Annotated in this window: 4 protein-coding genes; 1 reads left to right on the forward strand and 3 read right to left on the reverse strand. The window is 59.9% G+C overall.

Annotated features, from left to right (window positions below; all coding sequences use genetic code 11):
* Window positions 1–472 precede the first annotated feature (472 nt).
* A complete protein-coding gene (locus Spa11_RS13225; RefSeq protein WP_197529378.1) occupies window positions 473–1,459 on the forward strand; it encodes an IS4 family transposase in 987 nt (328 codons plus the stop codon).
* 202 nt (window positions 1,460–1,661) lie between these two features.
* Here the strand turns inward: Spa11_RS13225 and Spa11_RS13230 are convergent, their stop codons facing one another.
* The 3 genes from Spa11_RS13230 to Spa11_RS13240 form a co-directional block, all read right to left on the reverse strand.
* Entirely contained in the window at window positions 1,662–3,236 is a 1,575-nt protein-coding gene (locus Spa11_RS13230; protein WP_145112980.1) for an FG-GAP-like repeat-containing protein, read from the reverse strand.
* 122 nt (window positions 3,237–3,358) lie between these two features.
* A complete protein-coding gene (locus Spa11_RS13235; RefSeq protein ID WP_145112982.1) occupies window positions 3,359–4,018 on the reverse strand; it encodes a hypothetical protein in 660 nt (219 codons plus the stop codon).
* A complete protein-coding gene (locus tag Spa11_RS13240; protein ID WP_145112984.1) occupies window positions 4,015–21,621 on the reverse strand; it encodes a choice-of-anchor Q domain-containing protein in 17,607 nt (5,868 codons plus the stop codon). Before Spa11_RS13240 ends, Spa11_RS13235 begins: the two co-directional genes overlap by 4 nt.
* Window positions 21,622–21,975: the final 354 nt, after the last annotated feature.

The raw sequence follows: 21,975 nt of genomic DNA on the forward strand, positions 1-21,975 counted from the left end.
CGGCTGGATTCGAACCAGCAACCTTCGGCTTCGGAGGCCGACGCGATCGCAGACTAACTCCGATGAGGCTCTCTTCGTAAGTTGTTTATAGGCCTTGCCTTAGCGACCACCGCAGACAACTGCCGTTCGTCCGACGATTGGCGAATAATACCCGGTTTTGCCCGGCTTTGTACGGGGTACCGTGACAGATACCGTGACAAGGCCAGATAGCATCGGCTGCAGAGCCAACGGTCACCGGGGTGGCCTGCCAAGCTAGCCCCCCTGATTTGACTCGGTACAGGAACTTGTCCTACTGGCAAGCCAACAAGTCGAGCTGTGACCACTGCATTGCGAAGGTAGGACACGCCTCATGACGAAATGCGTAAATGCGTAAATGCGTAAATGCTTGATACCATGGCGGTTGCGTCGAGCAAGAGTTGTCGCTAATTCGTCGCAACTCCCATATTTTCGATCTTACGAATGGATTCCGGGTATGTTCCGGGGACCTTATGCTGAGGGGATTTCGTACCCAATTCTGTACCCAGCACCGCACTTTACCGTAGAAGGTCGCCCTAGGCAGTACGGACATTCACAGCAGATCGACGAGGAGGGCGTCCGCTGGCTGGAGAACCTCGAGCAGTCGACGCGGCTGGCGAGCCCCGATCGCTTGGTGCACATCGGCGACCGGGAGAGCGACATCTACGAGCTGTTCTGCCTTGCGAAGGAGCAGCAGACGCACTTCCTCGTGCGGACGTGCGTCGATCGTCGCGCCGGGACGGGCAAGACGACGATCGCCCGGAAGATGCAGCGCGAGCCGATCCACGGGACGCACGTCGTCGAAGTCCTCGACGCCAAGCACCGGCCGATCGAGGTCGAACTGCAACTGCGGTTCAGCGAGATGACGGTCCACCCGCCGATCGGCAAGCACACGAAATACCCGCCGCTGTCGCTCACCGTGATCCACGCCCGGGAGCGAGGCAAGCCGGAGGGCCGCAAGCCGATCTGCTGGAAGCTGCTCACCGACCTGCCGGTCGAGAGCCTGGAGTCAGCCGGCGAGAAGCTCGACTGGTACGCGCAGCGGTGGAAAGTCGAGACCTTTCACAAGGTGCTCAAGTCGGGCTGCCGCGCCGAAGACGCCAAGCTGCGTACCGCCGAGCGGCTCACCAACTTGATCGCCGTCTTCTGCATCATCGCGTGGAGGGTGTTTTGGCTGACGATGGTCAATCGAACTAATCCGAAAACATCCGCCGACACGGTGTTTACGGAGACCGAGATCGCGATCCTGAATCATGTGGCAGGCGATTCCGAGCCACCACCGAAGAACGTTGCTCACTACCTGCTGGTCGTCGCCAAACTGGGCGGCTACCTCGCCCGCAAGAACGACGGCCCGCCGGGGAACGCGGTGATGTGGCGTGGGCTATCACGCCTGACCGATATCCACCTGGGCGTCGAGATCGGCAAGGGAATTGTGGGGAATTGAAAGTTTCGCGGAACGGACACGCGTAGTTCTCGGGCTTCTTTTCGTGTGCGTTTTCGCGAACCACAGTGACCAGCATCGAATTCCTGTACCACCCGCTATGAAGGTAGGGGTTGGGTAAAGCCGCTTCTCGCCCCGTGTCGAGGGGATTCCGTGCCCGATTCCGTGCCACCCGCTGCGAGCACCGGCCCCGGCATCCGGGGCTCTATTCCGAGAACTGGCAGACTGGTTTCCCGCGAAACGTAGAAGAGAATGCGGCGGCTGCGGCTATCGTTAGGACCGCCGCGCTCGGCTCCGGTACGGGCCGGCCGTAGAAGATGTAGACGGCGCCTTCGCTTAAGCGGACCGTATCCGATGCGTGAGCGCCGAGGACGATGTCCGCCAAACCGTCCCCGTTGAGATCGCCCGTGGAATCGACGGCGGAGCCGATGAAGTCGCGGTACCCACCGATGAACACCGCGTCGGCGTTGTCGAGATCGTAAACGGCCTCGTCGAGCACGCCGCCGCGTCGCCCGTAGACGAGGTAGGTTTTTCCGCCTTGCTGCCCGTCAGCGTAATCGTTGGGGTCTCCCTGGGCCTGGTAGGCCCCGATCAACAGGTCGTCGATCCCGTCCCCGTTAACGTCGCCTGCGGACGACACCTGATAGCCTGCTTTATCCCCCTCGGCCACTCCCTCGAAGCGGACGTCCGCGTTGTCGAGGTCGATCTCGCCGCGCCACGCGTTGTCGCCCGCCTTGCCGTAGAGCAGGTAGGCGGCGCCCGACTCTTCTCCGTTGTAATCCATGTCGGACGCCCCGATGACGAGGTCGTTGAGTCCGTCACCGTTCAGGTCGCCTGCGGTCGACAGCGAACGGCCGGCGCCGTAGACGCTGAACACCGCGTCGGCCTCGCCCCGGCCGATCCGGCCCGCGATGCGCTCGGAGGTTGGCCGGCCGTAGTAGAGATAGACCTCGCCCTGACCGAGGGCGCCGATCGCTACGTCGTCGAGCCCATCGCCATTGAGGTCGCCGGCAGATGAGACGGAGTAGCCCAGGGTGCCGTCCCTAAAGTCGACATCGAAAGTGGCGTCTGCGCTTGCTATGTCGATCCCCCCCGAGAGGGACGCGTCCGGGTTTCCGTAGAACAAATAGGCTCTTCCCGGGTAGCCACTGCCGTAGGTGTAGTCGCCGATCAACAGATCGGCGGCTCCGTCGCCGTCGATGTCGCCGGCCGGGGTGAGGCCAACCGGCCCGGGGTCCGACGACCGTTCGAGAACAAAGGTCGCATCCGAATCGGACAGCTGGAATTCGCCCGTAAGTTGGTTGGCGTCGGGACGCCCATAGACCAAGTAGACCTTGTTCCGCTCGCTGAAGTCCGCCGTTGCGATCAAGAGGTCGTCAAGGCCGTCGAGGTTGAGGTCGCCTGCGGATGAGACCCGGTACCCCGCATGCTGCCCCTCTATACCGACAAAGTGAACGTCGGCGTCCATCGGCGACAACGTTCTCTGGCCGTTACCTGTCTCGGCGCCGCCGTAGAGCAAGAACGTCTCACCGGAGAACTGAGAGTTCGGCGGAGCGTTCGGCGCGCTGAAAAGGAAATCGTCGAAACCATCGCCGTTGAAATCTCCTGCCGAGGAGACCGAGAAACCAACACGCCCCAAATAGGCGGTTCCCAAGAACGCGATGTCGGCGTCGTCCATCAGGTAATCGCCGCTCAGTTGCTGGGCCGTAACAGAGAGCGGCGTCGAGACCGCCGCTGCAAGACAAGCTGCCACGCTTGCCGCATGCTGAACAAACTTCATGAGGTCCCTCTCGGTGTTGGTGTAGTAGTCTCTCGTTTTGGAGACCAGCCTCACTGCTATCCGCCTGCGCCATGCTGCCCCAATCTACCACCATCGATTCAAGTAGGTGATGTGATGCGCAGTCAAATATATTTTCCATCTAGTTCGAAATCGACAATGGCCTCTACTGCAATACCTCTAACCAACTCGCAGGTTATGGTGTGCTTTGCATTTCCACCTTTCGTCGAAACACATACCCCCAATATCGGCTGGCCGTCACGCTCTATCCAAGAGTGCATCCCGTCCCCAGTGTTTCGCGATGTCAAAAACTCCTCCGTTAATTGCTGACACTTATCAATCAGCAACTCACCCAAACACTCTTGCTTTAAGATTAGCATCCAGCCGGTACCAGTTGACACTTCGTGCTTGCAGATCCTAGGCACCCCCTCAGGCACAGCGTGTCTATGCAGCCTAATCGCGCTAACGCACTCTTGTTCGTGCCGAAGGCCCTTGAGGACCTCGACATCGTAGACGCCATCAAACTGGCCAATAGACACACATTTAGTCAACGACCAGTCATCTGCAACGAGCAGCTTGGATGGCGTGCAAAAATGGAGCTGCTTACGCCCTCCTTCAACTTCAACAAACGGCTGTCGTCGGTAACGCGACAGCGTTGCTTTTTCAGTTAGCCACGCGGTCAGCAACAAGGCCAACCCAATAACAAGGGCAGGCCCTCTAATGTCGGGAAGCACTGCCCCCGCACACATCACAGCAACCGCTGCGGCAAGCAATGCATTGGTCAATGCTCGTCTCCAAAGAGCATGGGGGCGACATACTCGCCGCCAACCCAGTGACCAGTGTAGCCGGCAGTCGCAGATGAACCGACTACAAAAGTCCTGAACGCCAAACGCTTTGCAAAGCTTTGCCCTAGACTTGAGTTGAAGCTGCGTGAGATCAGCAAGCCGCTGTTCCACCCGGAATTGCCAAACCCCCTCATTGCCGATGGGACTGAATTGTCAAATGAACGTTGCATTATGAATAAATGCTCAAAAGTTTGTCCGCTTGCCCCTCCCCTGCTGGCCCTGACAGCATCGAAATTCCTGTTGTCAAAAAAGAAGCGTTCGAGTGCAGATGGCTCGCGTGTTAGGTAGTTTCCACTTACGCCACCCTTGTACTGCACCCAAGCCTCAGAAAGGTCGCTTCGTGAGAATCTCCCTGCATTTACTTTCCTAAACTGCTGCCAACTCAGTTCGTTAGCAGCTCTGGGACCTGGCAGCAGCGCCTTCCCTACTTGCCCTCCCGCCAGCATGCCTCCGATCAAATCGTATCCAACTTCCGCATAATCACCAACCGCACTGCTGCCCGACAGTGAAGCCGCAGAATAGTTGACGAAGCTCCCGCCGATCGAGGACACATTGCCCCCATTGTAACCTTGGCGCAGACCAGCCTGAAACTGATCCGTCAGGAACACTATCGCGCCTCCCGTAAGGGGGGTAATGGTCCCGCCGGTCATCGCAGTTGCGTACGTAAGAATCCCCAATGGGACTGCGGCGCCGACCGCCCTTGCGATGCCGCCGAAATTGTCGGTCATGAAAACCGACTCTGGCAGGTCAGGACTGTATGGGGCCATGGCGTAAGTTGCGACGTCGGACCCAAAGTACTGGCCAAGGATCCTACTCTTGGCCGAAGCCCTCGCGCTAGCTCTCGATGCCGTGAGGTAGTCGATGTAGCTTTCGGTGTTAGCTATTCTTTCGCTGACACTTGGCCCATACGTTGGGACACCGCCATGCGTTCCGCCACTCGGCCGCTCCCTGACAATTTGATTTGATTGGTAGGGTAGGAATCGCCGAAGATGTTCAGCCGTCCCCTTTAAGGATGCTACTTCCCGATCGACACCAATCACTTCGGGTGAATACCCAGTGAGGAGGTTGGCATCGAGATACGAGTATGCCGGGATGGGGTTGAATGGAATAACTCCAAATGCGGAATACTCGTCGTTGAATGAGTGGTACTCAAAGCTAGCGAGTGAGAGTGAGTCTGCAAGAAAACTCTCAAATGAAATGCCGGCTAGATAATAATCACTCCAGATGCTGTTCCCGGCGAACCAGCTATCACTCGCGAAGTTGATATCATCCTCGTAGAGCCCCGTCGGGTCGCGACCGTTCACCGAGTCGCCACCCGCGTAGCGGTACAGGTTGGCGTCGCCCCCCGCAAACCCTGCCGGGTCCTCACTGATAAAGCGACCTTGGCTGGCGTCGTACCAGCGAGCCCGGTTGTAGTAGAGGTCGGCGTCGGCGTCCCACTCGCGGCCTGCGAAGGCGGCGTCGATCGCCAGCTCCCTCCGTAGGACGCTTGCGTTGTTGTCGTTGATGTCCTCCTTGTACGGGTCGATCTGCAGTTGGATTTCGCCGTAGGCGTCGTACTCCAGGTGGTTGATCAGGTCGTGGGTGTTTTGGAGCACGTCGCGGACGGTCCCGGCGTGGTCGGCGGCCGCCCAGAAGAGCTCGTTGACGGTTTGGCCGTCGTAGCCCCCGATGCGGAACACCTCGTCGAACAGGGCTGCGTCCACGCCCGGGCCGTTCTGGACGCGACGCTGGAAGTGGCTGTCGGAATTGGGGACGTCGCGTCCGTTCGTCACGTCCGTCCAGTCGCCGTCGAGAACCGCGGCGAGCTGGTCGCCGTTGTAGACGTAGTGCTCGACCGATTCGAGCTCTTGGTCGCCGACAAAGATCGCTTTGCGGGTACGGAGGTCGTCGGTGTTGTAGCGGTACTCAATCCGCTTCTGGACAACCCCACCGTCGCTGTCGCTGACAACCACTTCGATCAAGTGGTTCCGGTTGTCCCAGAAGTACTCGGTGTACTCCCCGGACTTGGAGCGTGTCTTGAGATTGCCCTCGTTGTCGTAGGTGTAGGCGTACTCGCTGTCGCTGGCGACTTGGTTGTGGGTCAGCGTCGACAGGTCCTGGCCGTTGTCCCCGCGGTTGCCGGCCGCGTCGAGGCTGTACGGCGTGTCGATGTCGGGGAGGTCGGTCTCGAGGTTGCGGCTGCCCGGCTTCAGGTCCGCGATCGTCCGTTCCCATTTCGACAGGCGCCCGGCCGTGTCGTAGGTGAACGTCTCGCTGCGGTCGAGCGACACGTTGGAGTAGCGCGCCGTCCCCTCGACAGCAGCGATACGCGAGGCGTTGTCGTACGCGTAGCTGTAGGTGGCGAACGCGCCGGTGTCATCGATACGAGCGTGCGTGATCGCGTCGAGGCGGCCGGCGGGGTCGTATCCGTAGTAGGTGCTGAAGTAGAAGTCGTTGTTGTTGTCGTTGACGCCGGTCGGGTTGATGTCGACGACCGAGAAATTGTCGTTCTTGTCGGCGCGGCGGACGACGCCCGTCATTCGGCCCGCCGCGTCGTAGGCGAAGTTGATTTCCTTCGCCTTCACCGTGGCGCCTGAAGTCACGACGTCTCTGCTCTCCGATAGACGCACAAGCCTGCCGAGCTTGTCGGTCGCGAACGTCGTCGTGGCGTAGTTGACGTTGACAAACTCGTTTGGCGGGTTGCTCTGCCTTGGCTCGTATGTGAGGACGTACTCGACCGCATTCAACTCTCCCGTCAGGAGTTGGGGGATTTGGTCCTGATTGTAGGTTTGGCGAGCCTCGGGGCCGATGCGTCCTCCGTTCGGGTTGTAGTTGTACCGGCCCGTGACACGATCGAGGTCGTCGTAGGTGTAGGCGTCGTAGACAAGTGTGTTCCCGGAAGCGAGGGTGGCGTCCGATTGCGCTGCCGCCAAGACGCGGCCCAGCTTGTCGTACTGCCACTCAAGGGTGTCGGTGTGGACTCCGCCATCGGCTGTATACCAACGTTCGTACCGCAACCGATCAAGATTGTCGTACTCATACGTGACGACACGGCCGTTTCGATCGGTGACTTTCTCGAGGTTGCCGCGGCTGTTGTACTCGTACGTGCGGTTGTTGACATAGACATTACCCGTCGTAGCGTTCTCGTCCGTGTCGAAATCTCCCTGGATCTCCTTGGAGACCCGGCGAAGATTGTCGTACCGGTAGGAAGTCCTGTTGCCGTTCGGGTCGATCACTTGGGTCTGGTCGCCGAGCGCATTGTACTTGTAGACCGTGGCGATGCCCAACGAGGCGGCACGCTCCTCGATGACCTGGCCGAAGGTGTTGTACTGGTAGTCGGTCTGCTCGCCCTCCCCGTTGACGTAGGCCGTCATGTTGCCGGCCTCGTCGTACTCGTATTTTTCCTCCAAAGGACTGGAGTCGGAGTCGAACGGTTTGGGGTCCGCTGCGACCGTCTTGACGAGGCGGTAGAGCGCGTCGTAAGTGTGAGTTGTCGCGATCCCGGTCGCGTCGACCTCCAGGACGACGTTGCCAACTGCGTCGTAGTGCGTCTCGGTTCTCGCCGCGACGCCTCCCTCCGCGGCGTCTTCGATCACAGCGGTCGGACGGTCGACGGCGTCGTACTCGTAGGCCGTGACGACTGAGCTGGTCGTTGAGGCGTCATCAGCACGGATTATGTAGGTCTCCGACTTCAGGTTGCCGACGTCGTCGTACTCGTACACCGACGAGTGCATGCCCGTGAAGTCGGCGTTGGAGCCATCAAACGGCGCCGCGAGGTGTTCCGCCGTGAGGCGGTTCAGGTAGTTGTAGGAGTAGTGAGTCGTGACCGTGGGAGATACCGCGTCGCTCCCTTCAACGAATGCCCCCGAAGTGCTGTCTTTGAGAACCGCCTCTTTCAGGGCGACTAGGTTTCCGGCCTTGTCGTACTCGTAGACGTTCCTGAGCTTATCCGCGGCGCTCTCGCTCGCGCCGTTGTTGAAGACCTCAACGGTCAAGCGATTCCGCTGGTCGTATGTGAACTCGTCGTAGCGGAACGCCGGGGCGGAGCCGGTGAGACCGCCAGTGCGGTAGTCGATTGTGACGACGTTCCCGTAACCGTCGTAATGGTTCCAGTGCTGCAAACGCTGCAAAGGCTCGTCGCCGTCTGGGTCGGCGTAGATCTCCTTGTAGACGCGGTTCAGCTCGTCATAGGCGTACTGCGTATCGGCGTTGTTGGCGTCGATGATCTTTGTTCGGTTGCCGTTATCGTCGTACTCGTATTTGGTGATCGCGTCTTGGCCATCGAGAAGCAACACCACTCCATTGATCACGTGTGTCCGTGGCGTCTGCTGCTCACGTAAACGGTTGAGCTCGTCGTAGGAGAAGTAGGTGGTGTAGCCCCGGGCGTCGGTCGACGCGACCATGTTGCCCACGTCGTCGTAATCGTACGTCTCGAAGGGGGCGACGCCGGCGCCGTCGGGCCCATCGGGGTCGGCCCAGCTCTTGCGGGTCAGGCGGCCCCGCGCGTCGTAGAGCGAAGCAACCGCGACGCCGAAGGCGTCGATCGTCGCGACCAGTTGGCCCGCCTTGTCGAAGAGCGATTGACCCGTCGAGCCCAACGCGTCGGTGGTCGAGACGAGGCGGTTCCGGTCGTCGTAAACGAAAGTCGTCGTGTGGCCGTTCGGGTCGGTGGTCGAGATGACGTTCCCGACGGCGTCGTAGGCTATCTGGGTCTCGGGGCCGCTCGCCTGACCGCTGTCGGGGTCTGGCAAGACGGTCGTCACCAGTCGGCCGTATTCGTCGTAGCGATTCTCGGATCGGGCGCCACGTTCGTTCACCGTGTAGCGGACACGGCCCGCGCCGTCGTACTCGACCGAGGTCGTGGTCCCATCGGCGTAAGTCGTAGCCGTCGGACGGTTGAAGCTATCGTAGGTGAGCGTTGTAAATTCAAACGCTGTCGTGGTCAGGTTACCCGCGTTAGCCGGTTCCTGTACCCACGCATGCGGATCGTACCCGTTTTCGGCACGCAGCACCTCATCGGGCACGTTGTTATTGCCTGAACGTGTGTCGTAGACGATTGTCTCTGTCAAGTTCCCATCGGCGTCGTAGGCTCTGGTTTCAACGAATACCGGACGCATCGTCGCCGGTGTCCGCTGAAGAGACCCCGCGTCGAAGTCCCCGGCATCCGACTCCGACAGCACCATCGTCCTGACGATGCGGCCGAGATCATCGTAGAAGAACTGGGTGATGTTCTCCTCGCCATCGATCGCCTCGATCAGCTCCCCCAGCACGTTGTACTTGTTACGAGTGACAACCTGGTGCTCCGTAATGCCGTAGCCGGCGTCGGAAACGGTTTTGACCAAGCGTCCTGCGGCGTCGTAAGTGAACTCGGTTGTGCGGCCTTCGGCGTCGGTTGTCGCCGCGACACGCCCTGCGCCGTCGTAGCGGATCGTCTCCGAGGCGCCGTCCGCGTAGACCGTGCGCACCAGCCGGTTACGGCCGTCGTATTCGAAGTGGGTCTCGCGGCCTAGCTCGTCCCTCATCAGGGTGCGGTTGCCGACGCCATCGTACTCGTGCTCGACGAAGGTCTCTTCCGCGTACGTGACCTTGGTCACCAGGCCACGCCCGTCGTATTCGGTCAACGTCTCGCGGCCGAGGGTGTCGGTTACCCCTAAGAGCCGACCGCTTTTGTCGTAAGAGTAGTTGGAGGCAAGGTCGTCGGACGCTCCTCCCTCTTGGATAGACTGACGCAGGCGGCCGAGCACGTCGTAGACCGAGGTCGAGACGCGGCCCGAACCATCTGTAACCGAGAGTGGTTGTCCGGTGTGGTGATAGGAGATTATTTGGTTAACAATTCCCCCGGCGGTAACGCTTGTGACCTGCCCCGCCGCGTTGTAGGCGTAGGCTGTCGTGTGCTCGGCGTCGCCCACCGGGGCAGCAGCGTGCGAAACCTGGACCGGAGGGAATTCGACCAAGCCATCGAGGTAGCTCAGGTACCCATCGTAAACCGCGTACTCGCCAGAACTCCGCTGAGAGTAGCCGTCCCATGTTGCAGAGACCCGATACTGACCAGCTTCAAGATCCGTAACAGTCCAGACAGCCTGGTTGCTTGGCGAGGTGAAACCGATGCTGTCTCCTGCATATTGTGGTGTGCCATAGGCGTCCCACCCACCCGAGCCAACAAACCGGAAAGGCGCGTTAAGATCGTCTTTGGACGCCTTCGCCGTGGAGAGATTGGTGTTGTCGATAATGTATGCTTCGACAACTCCGGACGGTAGCAGGTGTTCAACCCGGATCGCATCCGCCACTACTCCCCCGGCGCTGTCACTGGGCGTCAACACGACCGTGAGGCGTCCGTTGTCGACTTGTAGGGGAGCGGAAGTCAGCTCTTGCCAAATCACAGCCTCGGCGCTGCTGCTGTCGCCTCGGGCCGTGGTCTTGGTCGCCAACAATCCGGCCTCTGCACCGGACGTGTAGTAGGTGTACTGAGTGCGGTTATTATCGGGGTCAACAACCGACTTCAAGCGGCCCACTCCATCGTAGTCGAAAGTAGTGATACGGTCGGTCCAGTCCGGGTCTGTCACCGTGGAAGAGCCGACACGCACCGTGTCGCCCTTGCTTACATACGTGTAATTTGTCAATGAGCCATCGAGTGTTCCACTAAGAAGGTTTCCGCTCGCGTCCTCGTACCGTTTCGACCGCACAGTCTCAAGCTCGCGATCCTGGAAGCCGCTAGCGTAGTAGGTGAATCGCTCAACCGCCCCGACTTCGTCGGTTGTCTTGGTTTGCAGGAACTCGGTGCCATCAATAACGCTGTCAAAGTCCGTATCTGACTGCCCGGAGGCGCCGGTGAATTCGACCCCCCACTCAGTTTCGGTGCGGGTACGGTCGGGGTTGATCACGCGTGTGACCAGCCCGTCCTCGTTGTAGAAGTAAGTTGTCTCGGCGCCGTTGTCGTTACGGACGACCGTTTTGCCGTTGACCAGATCGTAGGTGTAGGTTTCGGACGATTCATCCCCGTCGTCGTCGATCTCGGTCCGCTTCTTGTAGACCCGACCGTTCAGGTAGTAGTCATACGATGTCTTGTCGCCGTTGGGCATCGTCGCCGAAGCCATCTTGGCGTGCCACCCCGCGGGGTCCCCCCCGGACGCGCCGTTCTGGTTGTCGTAGTAGGTGTAGACGTACTCGATCTCCCCAGCCGTGATAAAGGCGTTCCCGTCACTGTCCTGTTGTGAGTCTGCAGGCGCCGTTATGCTAGTGAGCACCGTGCTGGTGACCGCAACGCCATCGTCGTTGAGCGTCTTCTGCACGTACCCGTAAGTCCACTCGCCGAGGAGCGTTGATACGCCGCCATCAACGGGAGCGTACTTCTCGATGCTATCGATGTGCGTCCCGGCGTCGTAGCCAAAAACCAGCTTCCGGTCGTCGTCAGTCGTTCCGTTTTCCGACGTGTAGATGTCGTGGACGGCTACGATCACATCAGTGGAGGTGTTTGCGTACTTGACCCACACACCATCCCCGTTCAGGTCTTTCTTGTACGCCAGGCGGGCGTAGGGAGAGCGGTCGGCATCTCCACTGCTCGAGGCGACCACGTTGAACTCGACCTGGGAGCCATCGCGATCGGTATAGGTCAAGACGCCGTTGCCGTCGTCGAGGAGTTCGCCGAGGAGTTCGCTAGGCGATTCGTACTGCGTCCCGTTCCACTTGAAGAGATGCTCGACACCGTCCGAGGTGTACCAAATAAGGTTGTTCGATCCACTTTCTTGACGAATCAGGCGATCGCTGAACGAGTGCGTCCAGCCTATGCCGAGGCCGATATCGCGACTGGAACGCGAGAGGTAAGACCTGTTGAATTTTAAAGAAGCACCTGCATTTGGAAAAGCGATGTCAGCACCGCCAACCCTTATCGCTCCCTCTGAGACTTGCGCTCCGCGGCTGCCTATCGCAGCTACCGAAGTTAAAACTGTAGGTGTAAGAGCCTTCGGGGAAATGCTTGCTGTCCATCCACCTAACACCCCAAGGCCATCTGAGTATGTGTTAGATACCGTGTAGCTATCAAATTGTTCGTCGGCATCAAACCGATCGACGTAATGCACACGCACGCCATCTGCTCGCTTACCAACGAGCGATGCTCCCTCCCATGCGCCAACTGACAACGCCGGCGATTGGGTCAGTATTTCGACTTTCCGGAAAGTTGCCGCCGAGCCATTGTGGCTCAATGCGTCAGCTATGAATGTGCCAATTTCCTCTCCGATAACACTGTGTGACGAAACGGCTGTTCCGTTGAAAATCAAGCCCCCTCCGCCACTCAGCACCCCGCGCCCGTCATCGTTGCCTGCACCTGAAGCTGAAAAAAAGCCGATTAAGTAACCCTTATGGTTGCTAACGTCTGCCGCCGTCATCGACGATATCGGCTTGAGGCTCCGCCAGACATCCCTCTGGAAGTTTGCCAGGGGGTAGGCTGTTGCGGTGTCAGGGTCTTGGTAAGGCTCTAGGTGAATAGAGGCGTTGTTGAAATCTGCTGTCGGGAAATCTGTGTAGCTCACGAGAAGGTACCCATCCGTATCAACCCGGGCTTCAATCTGCACCAAGTATGAGTCCCATTCCGTCGGTTGCAGGATGACGGCGCCTGTTTGCGGGCTTTCGAGAACGCCTTGGTGTAGTTTCTGTCCAGCATAAGCCCTCTTTAGCAAGTCAACGGTAGTTAGGCTGTCTACCGAAAAAACCTGCGATGCTGTCAATGAGGCGATGTTGGAGTTGTTCCAACTCGATAGTTCGGATAGCTCGGAATCGTTTAGCCCTGTAGCGATTCGGGTGAACAGCTCGGGCGAAGAAACGTACTCTATGCGTAGGTCTTTTGGTATGCCCCCTAGCTGCACAGCAGATGAAACATCGTCGATCTCAGGTGAGAGATCCAGCAGCTCTTGCGAAGACGCGGCGAACACAACGCCCGGTACTGAATGGAAGACAGCCTGGGCTAGCGAGCCGATTGTTCGTCGGTCTCTTTGTGTGCTGCTTAGGTGGGTAGTGGTGGCGGCGTAGAGAAGTTCTGGCAGGTCGGCGGGGCTCGCTGCGGTGGTATCTCCAGCGGATGTGTTTGTCGTCGAGACGGAAGTGCGAGCCAACTCTACCGCGGCGTCTTGCCACTGCCACGAAGCTTGGCCAAGATCGAGTCCTATCGCCACCAACGAGTCGGCACTAAGTCCTGTAATCGATTTGGCGCTCGGCGCGCTAGCAGCGCTGATGCCAGGGGCGTAAAACCTCACCTCCAGCATCTCGTCTTGCCTGGCCGTGAACTGAGCGCTGTCGGTACCGATGCCACCTACAATGACATAAACACTGCTCTGAGCTCCGTTGGAATAAGCCTGGTCATGCCCGGCCCATATTTGTTTCTGTGCTATCTCTGGAGCGACATAGGTTGCGTCTACACGCGATTGTTGCGCATCATCAGAAATCACAAATTGCACCCGGTACGTGAGTGCTTCTTCCGCTGCTGCGTTCTCGATAATATCGAGGCCCTCTGGCACTTGATCCGCCGCTGGGAGCGGCGATGCAGCATCTGGCTCTAAGGCCGCTAGATTGTATGGCCCCCAGCTGTTGGTGGGGGTGGGGAAATCCGATGCCGAGATGGCAGTCCATCCGACCGGTAGTACAGCTGTCTCTGTGCTGGAGAGTGCCCCGTTATATGGAACATCCGCTAGAGACTTCCCCGGCTGGCTGGCTGCTAACCACTCCAGCACCTCTTGCTCGAAGAACTCCAGCGGTGTGTCCGGCAGCAGCTTGAATCCAAGCTGGCTGGTTGGGTTGAGATCTTCGGCGACGGTAGAATCGAGGTACTTTATTTCGTCAAAGAGTCCATTGCTGAAGCCATCACTTGCGAACAAATCGTCGACTGGCAGGCTGATGCCTTGCTGGCGACTCTTGAACTTCCAGGACGGGTCCAAGTCAATGTAGTTGTCTCCGTTCGAATCGGCGTCAGCTGGGTTGTTGGTCTGCGAGTTGGTTGAGTCGAACCGCGGCAGATTCACCCGCACCCACGCGTGTTCGAAGGTTGCCGTATCCGTCGGTTCATACCCATCCACCGTAGCGCCAGGATCAAGCAGCTTTAGCAGCTCAAGCACTGCCGGGTACTCGTCGTCCCCGTCCTTCTTGGCGCCAACCCATGCAGCGGCTGTCTCGACAGGAATCGACATCGTCCCTGTCACCAGCGTGGGCTCGTAGCGGTAGTAATTGACCGCCGTGTCGCTGAGCAGCTGGGTCAGCAGGGCGGCCTGATCCCACGGACTGCCGGCGCCCGTCTCCTCAGTCGCCGTGGGGCCTTTCTTGATTCCGTTGTAGAGTTCTAGCTCAACGTTGTTGTAAACCTTGGCGAACTGTTCGGTAACAAAGCGAAGCGGCTCATCGGCGTCAATCCGTTTTGTTGTGAGGTCGAATGTCGCGTCATCAAACCAGTCGCCCCATGAGTAAGCGGCTTCAAGATCGACTCCTGTGACAGGGTCGGGCGTTGAAAGGCTGACATACCAAACCGCACCGCCGGCGCCTGGAGCTGTCGACAAATCGGCCGTACCGATGAGGTCGTCTCTGCCGTCACGGTTCGCGTCGCCAACAAAAACCTTATCAATGAAACTCCCGCTAGCATCCCGGTGAGACCCACCAACGAATGCGAAGCTAAAGTCTTCGCCCTCCCAATCGAACATCTCCCACTGACCGGTACTCCCACTCTCGCGGCCGATTAGTTCGTCTCTGTCATCACCATCGAAATCGCCGACTAAGACATCTTGGAATAGCCAGTTTGGGTCCTCTCCGGTGTCACGGAGAAGAAAGCGAGTGCTTTCTGAGAAACCAAACGTCCAATAGTTCGAGTTGTCGCGGAAGGCGATGTCGTCACGCCCGTCGCCGTTGAAGTCGCCGACACGCCACCTGTTGAACTGGCCGTCGGGCACAACCGCCCAGGGGCTGGGCCCCTCGTCTGTGCTGGCCCTATCGACGTAGATCGTCTTCGTCAATGCGTCGAAGGTGAGAACATCCAGACGTCCGTCGTTGTCAAAATCTCCCTCGATCGAGGCTGGGACGTACTCATAGGCGCCCGCGTCAGGGGTGGTGTCCCTATAGACCCCTCTTTGGTCTGTGCCGTTGACGGTTGTATTGCTTCCCGAGCGGACGGCCGGGCTTGTGTCGACGAGGATCGCGTGAGTGGCCGTAGGCCCACCGTGGTCGCTGAGTTCAGAGAGGCCTATCTCGGCTATCGCTGGTGACGACAGCTCCGAAGCGGGGATAGTAATGTCGGTCGCTACCGTCGGGATGACCAGGTTGACTGCGTTCAGTGTCGCGGGACGCACAACGGAAAGTGGTGCCGACACTACCAAGTCGCGGTAGGACCCATCGCCGTTAGCGTTTGCTGCAATGATGCTGTTCGACAGGGTGGCGGTAGGCTGGCGTGGGTCGCTCTGCGCGTCGTAGATGATCGCGACGCCGGAGGTTGCGTTGCTAGCGTTTGATTTAACGGTGTTGTCGTATACCGTAATGCTGTCCAGCGTAAGTTCGTATGGGTTTAGAATCGACAGACCCGCCACGCTTGCGCTGTACTGATTGGGCTCTCCCACCCCCGTGTCTTGTCCGGTGTTCTCAGCCCTGTTTCCAGAGAAAGTGGTGTTGGTGATGGAGACCGATCCGTCGATATCAAGCGTGGAGGATGAGCCCACTCCCCTCCCCGCAACAACACCGCCGCCGTATGGCGCGTAGGGTGACAAACCATCGGGGTTGAGCGAGGCCGTCGCTACGTTGTTGGAGATGGTCGAGTTAGCGATGGTGAGCGATTCGCTTGTTGAGGCGTCGCCGTCGGGTATGAACCGCACCCCACCAGAATGGGCTGCTGAGTTGCCGTCGATGGTGACTCTGTTAAGCGACAGAGACGAGCCCGTCGTGCTGTAGATCCCTCCGCCGGTGCGTTCTGCGTAGTTGCCCGTTACGACGACATCTTCTAGTGTTAGGTCACCGTAGCTGGTGATAGCGCCGCCGTGTTCTTGCGATGCGTACGCGCCCGTCAGTGTCACTCCTGATATGGATACGTTGACGCCGCCGATCAAAAAGACGCGAGCGCCGTTGTCAGCGCTCCCGTTCGCATCGATCGTGAGTGATTCGGCTCCCGGCCCTTCAATGCTGATGGGCTGAAAGATATGCAGGTATGAGTTTGCTCCTTCGATCGCATCGGGGTCTAGCTCGATCCTCGCGCTGCTTCCGAACGACTCATCGAATCGGATCGTCGGGGTCCAGTCAGGGTCGGCCGTGGCCAAGTTGTTGATGTTGTTGTCGATCAGGAAGACCCGCAGCGCCTGGGCCTCCTCGATCGCCGCTCGGAGAGTTGTCTCCCGCCCGTAGGGGCGGTTGCCGGTGTCGGCGACGCCGTCGCCGAGGCCTGTCGAATCGGACCCGTCGCCGAGCGAATTGACGACGAAGACATCGGGGTAGATGAAGAGGTCTTGCAGGACAACTGTGCTTACGGTCGCGGGATCGCTCGTGTCCTGGATGTCGGCCAGAAGCTGGACCGTGCCGCCGTATTGCTCGTGCGGCACGAAGTCGACCGCGGACAGATCGTTAATAAGTACGCTACGTGTGCCTTCGAGCGTCTGTGCAGAGAATTCGCCGGCTTGCGGGTCGCTCACGCGGAGCGAGAGGCGGTACGTTCCGGTAGCAGATAGTGTGTCGTTAAGGTAGCTAGTGCTTAGACTGCGCGTCGCGCCCGCCGCTAAGTAGGTGAGTGGAATGTACTCAACGGCGCCGATGTCGGAGATGTAAGCCTTGTCTACCGCAGCGTCGTAGCGGAAGCGGCCCCATTGGTCGGTTGCTGGGGCAGAACTATCCCCCCCGTCTATCGCAGCGCTCCCTGGAAGCGGGGGATGCGCCGGAGTCGGCTCTCCGATAAGCTGCAGAGGGGCTAGTGTGCTGCTTGCAGCAGCATTGGTTGTTGTGCTCGTTAGCGTATTAGTTGCAACCGGGTGGCCTATGTTAACGCTGCCCAAGACGTTGTTATTACCGACTAGTTCCGAACCATAGTTGTACAGGTCGTAGCTGACGACCGCGCCATCGGTTCCGTTTCCGACGGAAATGGTATTTACAAGCGTTGTCGGGTAAGGTAGGTCATCAGATCCCCCGAGGAATAGTCCGTGGCCGCCGTTGTACGCGAAAGTGCTATTCGTTACGGAGAGGCTATGCCCTTCGCCGATTACAAGGCCATGCTCTCCGTTGGATGAAATCGTGCTGTTGGATATTGATAAAAAACCCGGGACACCGACAACACCTGCTCCTTGGTTGTTGATCACCGCCGAGTGCTCTAGGGATAACACGTCCGACCACACGCCGTCACCGTAATCTGACCCTGAGGAGCCAACGTTTTTTATAACTGCCTCCCTGACTGTAAGGTTTGTGGAGTAGGCCTCTATGCCGATGTACCCGTCGCCCGTAATTGTCATCCCAGACAAGATGACATCGGAGAATTCCTCTTGTATCCAGGAGTCGCCGTACATGTAAAAGGTGCGGCTGGCCTGTCCGCCGTCAATCGTTAGCTTGTTAGCCCCCGGCCCTAGAATGGCAGTGTCTTTTGAAATAAACAGCGGTTCGACACCGTCGCCGCTTGCGGTTGGTTTTGTGAGCGTGACATGGGCATCTCCACCTTCGAATAGCGTGTCTGAGAAAGTTATCCCTCGTGATCCACCAATCTCTTCTGACCAAGCTAGTGCTTCTCTTAGGCTAAGGCCGTCGTCTCCTGGATCCAATGACCCGAAGTCATCGTTGGCGATGTCAGATGAGTTGCTAACTTCAAGCGGGTAGGAGTATCCGGGGCCCGAGATATTGCTTACGTCGGTCCCGGCGGCGAGCTGCACTTCAGTGAGGCGCTGAACCGTCACCGGCGACTGCTGCAAATCCGCCGGTTGGAACGATTGCTGTTGTTGATCGAGGGCTATCGCCGTTTCGGCCGCCATGCCGGTCAACTTTATCTCGTTGAGCCCAAGGCCTCCGTCGATTTGAACCTGCGAGGCGGCGTAGGTTTCGCCTACCAGCTCGAACACATCGTCCCCCGCCCCGCCTTCGAGCGTGACGCTCGCCCCCGTGTGGTTCTCAATCGCGAGCGTGTCGTCGCCTCCCAGCCCGTGGAGGTAGACATCCGGCTGAGCCGACGGCACGTCCTCGTAGATCTTGATATTCGAGAACGTGCTGTTGCCGGTCCCGGTGGCGTCGTTGTCGGTAAACAGGTAGAGGTAGTTGAAAGTCCCAGTGGCGATGTCGCCTAGGCGGATGCGGTAGTGACGCACCCCCTCACCGACGACGTAGTCAACGGCGTCGGCGTCGGTCCAGGGGCTCGTGAGACTCTGCGTGCCGTGGAGCTTCACCCGGATGTTGGAGTTATGCACCAGATTATCGTCGAGGGAGAAGCCGTGGACATCGCCTTCAACCGTGCTCTGGTAGTCGAACTCGATGATAGTGTCGGCCGTCACTTGCACGGGGGTGGGGAGCTGGATCGCCCGCCACATGTTGTTCTCGACGTAGAACGTCGCCCCGTCATCGCGCACTTCGTAGGCGGGGGTGTTCCCGCCGACCGAGGCGGTCTGCGATGTCACATTGTCGGTGATTAGCGAGGTGAAGTCGATCGTTTCCGGCTCCCCCTCGTAGACCCGGAAGTTGGAGCACGCGCTATTCCCGATCCCCGTCGCGTCGCTGTCGTTAACGAAGTAGAGGTAGTCGAACGACCCGGTGTAGAAGTCGCCCATGCGGACGCGGTAGTGCCGCACCCCGTCGCTCGTCGAGTAGTCCGTCGGCTCGGCGTTGCTGGACGAACCGCCGGTCTGCGTGCCGTAGAGCCGGATGTGGTTCGCTCCCACCGAGTTGAGCGAGTTGCTGAACGCGAAGGCGTGGCCCTCTCCTTCGAGGGTGCTCTCGAAGTCGAACTCGACGATGGTGTTCGCGGTGACCGTGTAGTCGAAGGGGATCGCCTGCCATGTGTTGCCTTCCAGGTAGAAGGTCTGGCCGTTGTCCCGCGCCTCGTAGAGGGGAACGTTGCCGCCGACGGTCGAGGTCTGGCCGTTGATGCTGGTGTAGGTGTAGTCCCGGAAGTCGAGCGCCCCCGCGGTGAAGCCGTCGATCTCGCCGCTCGCGTCGGAGACGGTCACGCGGCCGTCCTCGTACACCAGCGTGTCGTCCGCGGCCGTGCCGAGGGCGTGCACGGCGCCGTCGGCCGTCTGGAAGACGCCCCCGTCGAACTCCCGCCACGAGACAATCGCGTCCTCGCTGATCGCCTCGGCGACAAGAGTGTACTCCCCCTCGGGGTCGGCGACTGTGAACGGGTCGGTGACCACCAGCTCATGGATGCCGATCCCAGTCTCTAACTCGACCCCCGACAGGATCGCCGTACGGACGCCATCGACGACCTGGTAGATCGTAAGCTCCGAGTTCTCCGTCTCCTCGTGCTCCACCTCGTAGGTTACGTGTAGCTGGCCCGCTTCGGTTCCGAACGACTGGACGATCACCCTTGGTCCGAAGGAAAGCGAGAGTTCCGGCGGGGAGGTGCTCGACTCGCTGGCGTAGAAGTAGGCGTACTCTCCCGAGTCGGTCGTCAATTGGAAGGTCGCCCGCGGCGAGGTCGGCGTCTGCGAGGTCTCATCGAAGTGATCACGCCAGACGGTGTAATCGGCCGTGTCAACGAATGTGTCGAAGTTGCCGTCCCCCATCCCGAAGCGGTCGGCCGACTCGCCATAATTCTCCGACCACACGGCGTAGTCCTTGCCGTCGACCACGCCGTCGAGGTTGAAGTCGCCGCGCGACACGCCTACCCGGTCGAAGAAACGGTTAGCGTCAAACCCATCGACCAGGCCGTCCAGGTTCGCGTCGTTGCGGTAGAGGTAACCGTCCGCCACCCCGGAGAGTTCGAGTCCCGCGTACTTGGTCGTGTAGGCCGTGAAGTTGGTGGCGGCGAGGTAGAACGCCTCGATATCTCCCGCGGCTCCCGTGGCGTCGAGCACGCCGTTCAGGTTGGAGTCGCCTAAAAGCAACGCCTGCTGGATCGTCTCGGTGACATCGAACGTGACCGCGCCAGTCCCAACCGTCTGCACGTCTAGCGTCGGGCCGAACCCGGGAAGCAGGTTGCTCTCGTAGTAGTCGTATGTGATGGTCGATTCGGACCAAGCCGCCGCCGTGCTGGTGGACCAGAGGTCCTCGTGCGCCGACAAAGAGAAATCGCCGCCGGTGCTCGAAGAGGCCGTGAGCGTCAGCGACGCGCTGAGCGGGACGCTGCCGGCGTAGGAGGCCAGATCAAAGCCGAGTAGCGGGATGAGCTCGTCGCTGGCTCCGTAATTCCAGGCATAGAGAGTTGGTTCATTTACGCCCTCCTCGGGATTCCCCGAGTAAACGGAGGCGTCGTCAACCGGGCCGACATCCGCCGTCAGCGGCGCCGCCGCGAAGGCAACTCCGGTAGTGCCCCAGGTCGTCTCGACCTGCACCATCGCGTCGTAGTCGCCCAGCTCGACCCGCACGGCTCCGTCGACCGTGAGCGACCCCTCCTCGACGATGTTCAGCGAGAACTCGTTGCGGCCCAGCCCGTCCCGGCGGGAAGCCAGCTCGTGGTTCGCTCCCAGCCCGGCGAGCACCGTGTAGTACGGGTCGGCCGTCTCCAACAACGCGTCACGCGCACGGCTCGCCGCGGCGACGACCGCCATATCGCCCGATGCGAGGTCGCGAACGATCTGCTGACCGTACGTCAGCGCCAGCCCGCCGACCATCCTGTCGTTCTGGGCGGCTTGTTCGGAGTCGAGCCCGCCCCGCAGACCCTTCGCGTCGGCGAGCGTCTTCTCGATCCCACCATAAAAATTCTTCCTGGCGGCGCCGTCCAAGAAGAAGTCACCCGACTGGCTCTGCGCGATGAGGCTCAAACGCTTCAGCGACTCGGCGTTGCCCGCGGCGTCGATGGTTCGGAGGGCGCCACCGCCAATGAAATCCAACGCGGGCTGGAGCGTGGACGCGGCGGCCGGAACGAGGTCGCTGAAGAAACCGTCCGTGTCGATCCGTGTGACCCAGTCCTGCAGGTCCGTGGCCGAGACCTCGGTGTCGTTGGTCACGGCGGCCGCCTCCCGCTCCCGCGCGGTGCGGAAGCCGTGGACGAACTGGGCCTCGGCGATGTCGATCAGCACCTCTTGCTGCGCCAGCACGGTTGTCCCCAGACGCAGCTCAAGCGTCAGCTTTTGCAGCGACTTGTCGACCCGCTCCAGCCCGTCCTTGAGCCGCACGACGGCGACCGGCTTGCCCTGAGTCGTGTACTCGGTCGTGACCTCGAACTGCTCGGGCGTATCGCCAACCGCCGAGGACGCCAGCACGTACTCCGGTCGGATCAGCTTAGCGGGCGGCTGGAAGAGGTTGGCGCCGACGGCGACCGTCTCTTCGTTCTGTGCCGGTGTGGCTGAGAGCATGGCCCGCTCTTCGAGCCGCTCCAGCCGGCTGGACTGCCGCCCGTAGCGGTTCTGCCTGACGCGTTGGAAGCGGCGGCGGAAGCCCAGCGCAGTAAGGGTCCGGTCCCAAGAGATGGGGAAGCGACGCATGGCAGGTCCTGGGTGCTCGTCGAGTTCGCGACGCGGAGAAGCCGAACTCGACCCACTCAGGAGAAACCAAGGCGCCTCCTTGCTCTGCGGGCCGAAAGAGTCCGGCGGGATTCCGTAGGAGACGACGGTTCTACCCGCAGACTGTGCTGGCTGCAAGGAAAAGTGGTCGCTGTAGAAAAAATCGAGTTGCGCAGGGCAATCGGCTCCTGTCTGGATGAGGCACTCGGTCGCGCGACTAGGTGTTTTTCACTAGCCACGGGTCATCGACGTTTGCTTATGCGCAGAACAATGTGCGTTGCGACATCCGACGAACGCGTGCGTGGTAACTCGTGACGGTTTCAATTTCTTCCACCG

Origin of the sequence: Botrimarina mediterranea (assembly GCF_007753265.1) — a bacterium.
Taxonomy (GTDB): domain Bacteria; phylum Planctomycetota; class Planctomycetia; order Pirellulales; family Lacipirellulaceae; genus Botrimarina; species Botrimarina mediterranea.

Excerpts from the sequence above, each read along its gene's own strand:
- Spa11_RS13240 (WP_145112984.1), bottom strand. The coding sequence starts at position 21,621 with ATGCGTCGCTTCCCCATCTCTTGGGACCGGACCCTTACTGCGCTGGGC.
- Spa11_RS13230 (WP_145112980.1), bottom strand. The coding sequence starts at position 3,236 with ATGAAGTTTGTTCAGCATGCGGCAAGCGTGGCAGCTTGTCTTGCAGCG.
- Spa11_RS13225 (WP_197529378.1), top strand. The coding sequence starts at position 473 with ATGTTCCGGGGACCTTATGCTGAGGGGATTTCGTACCCAATTCTGTAC.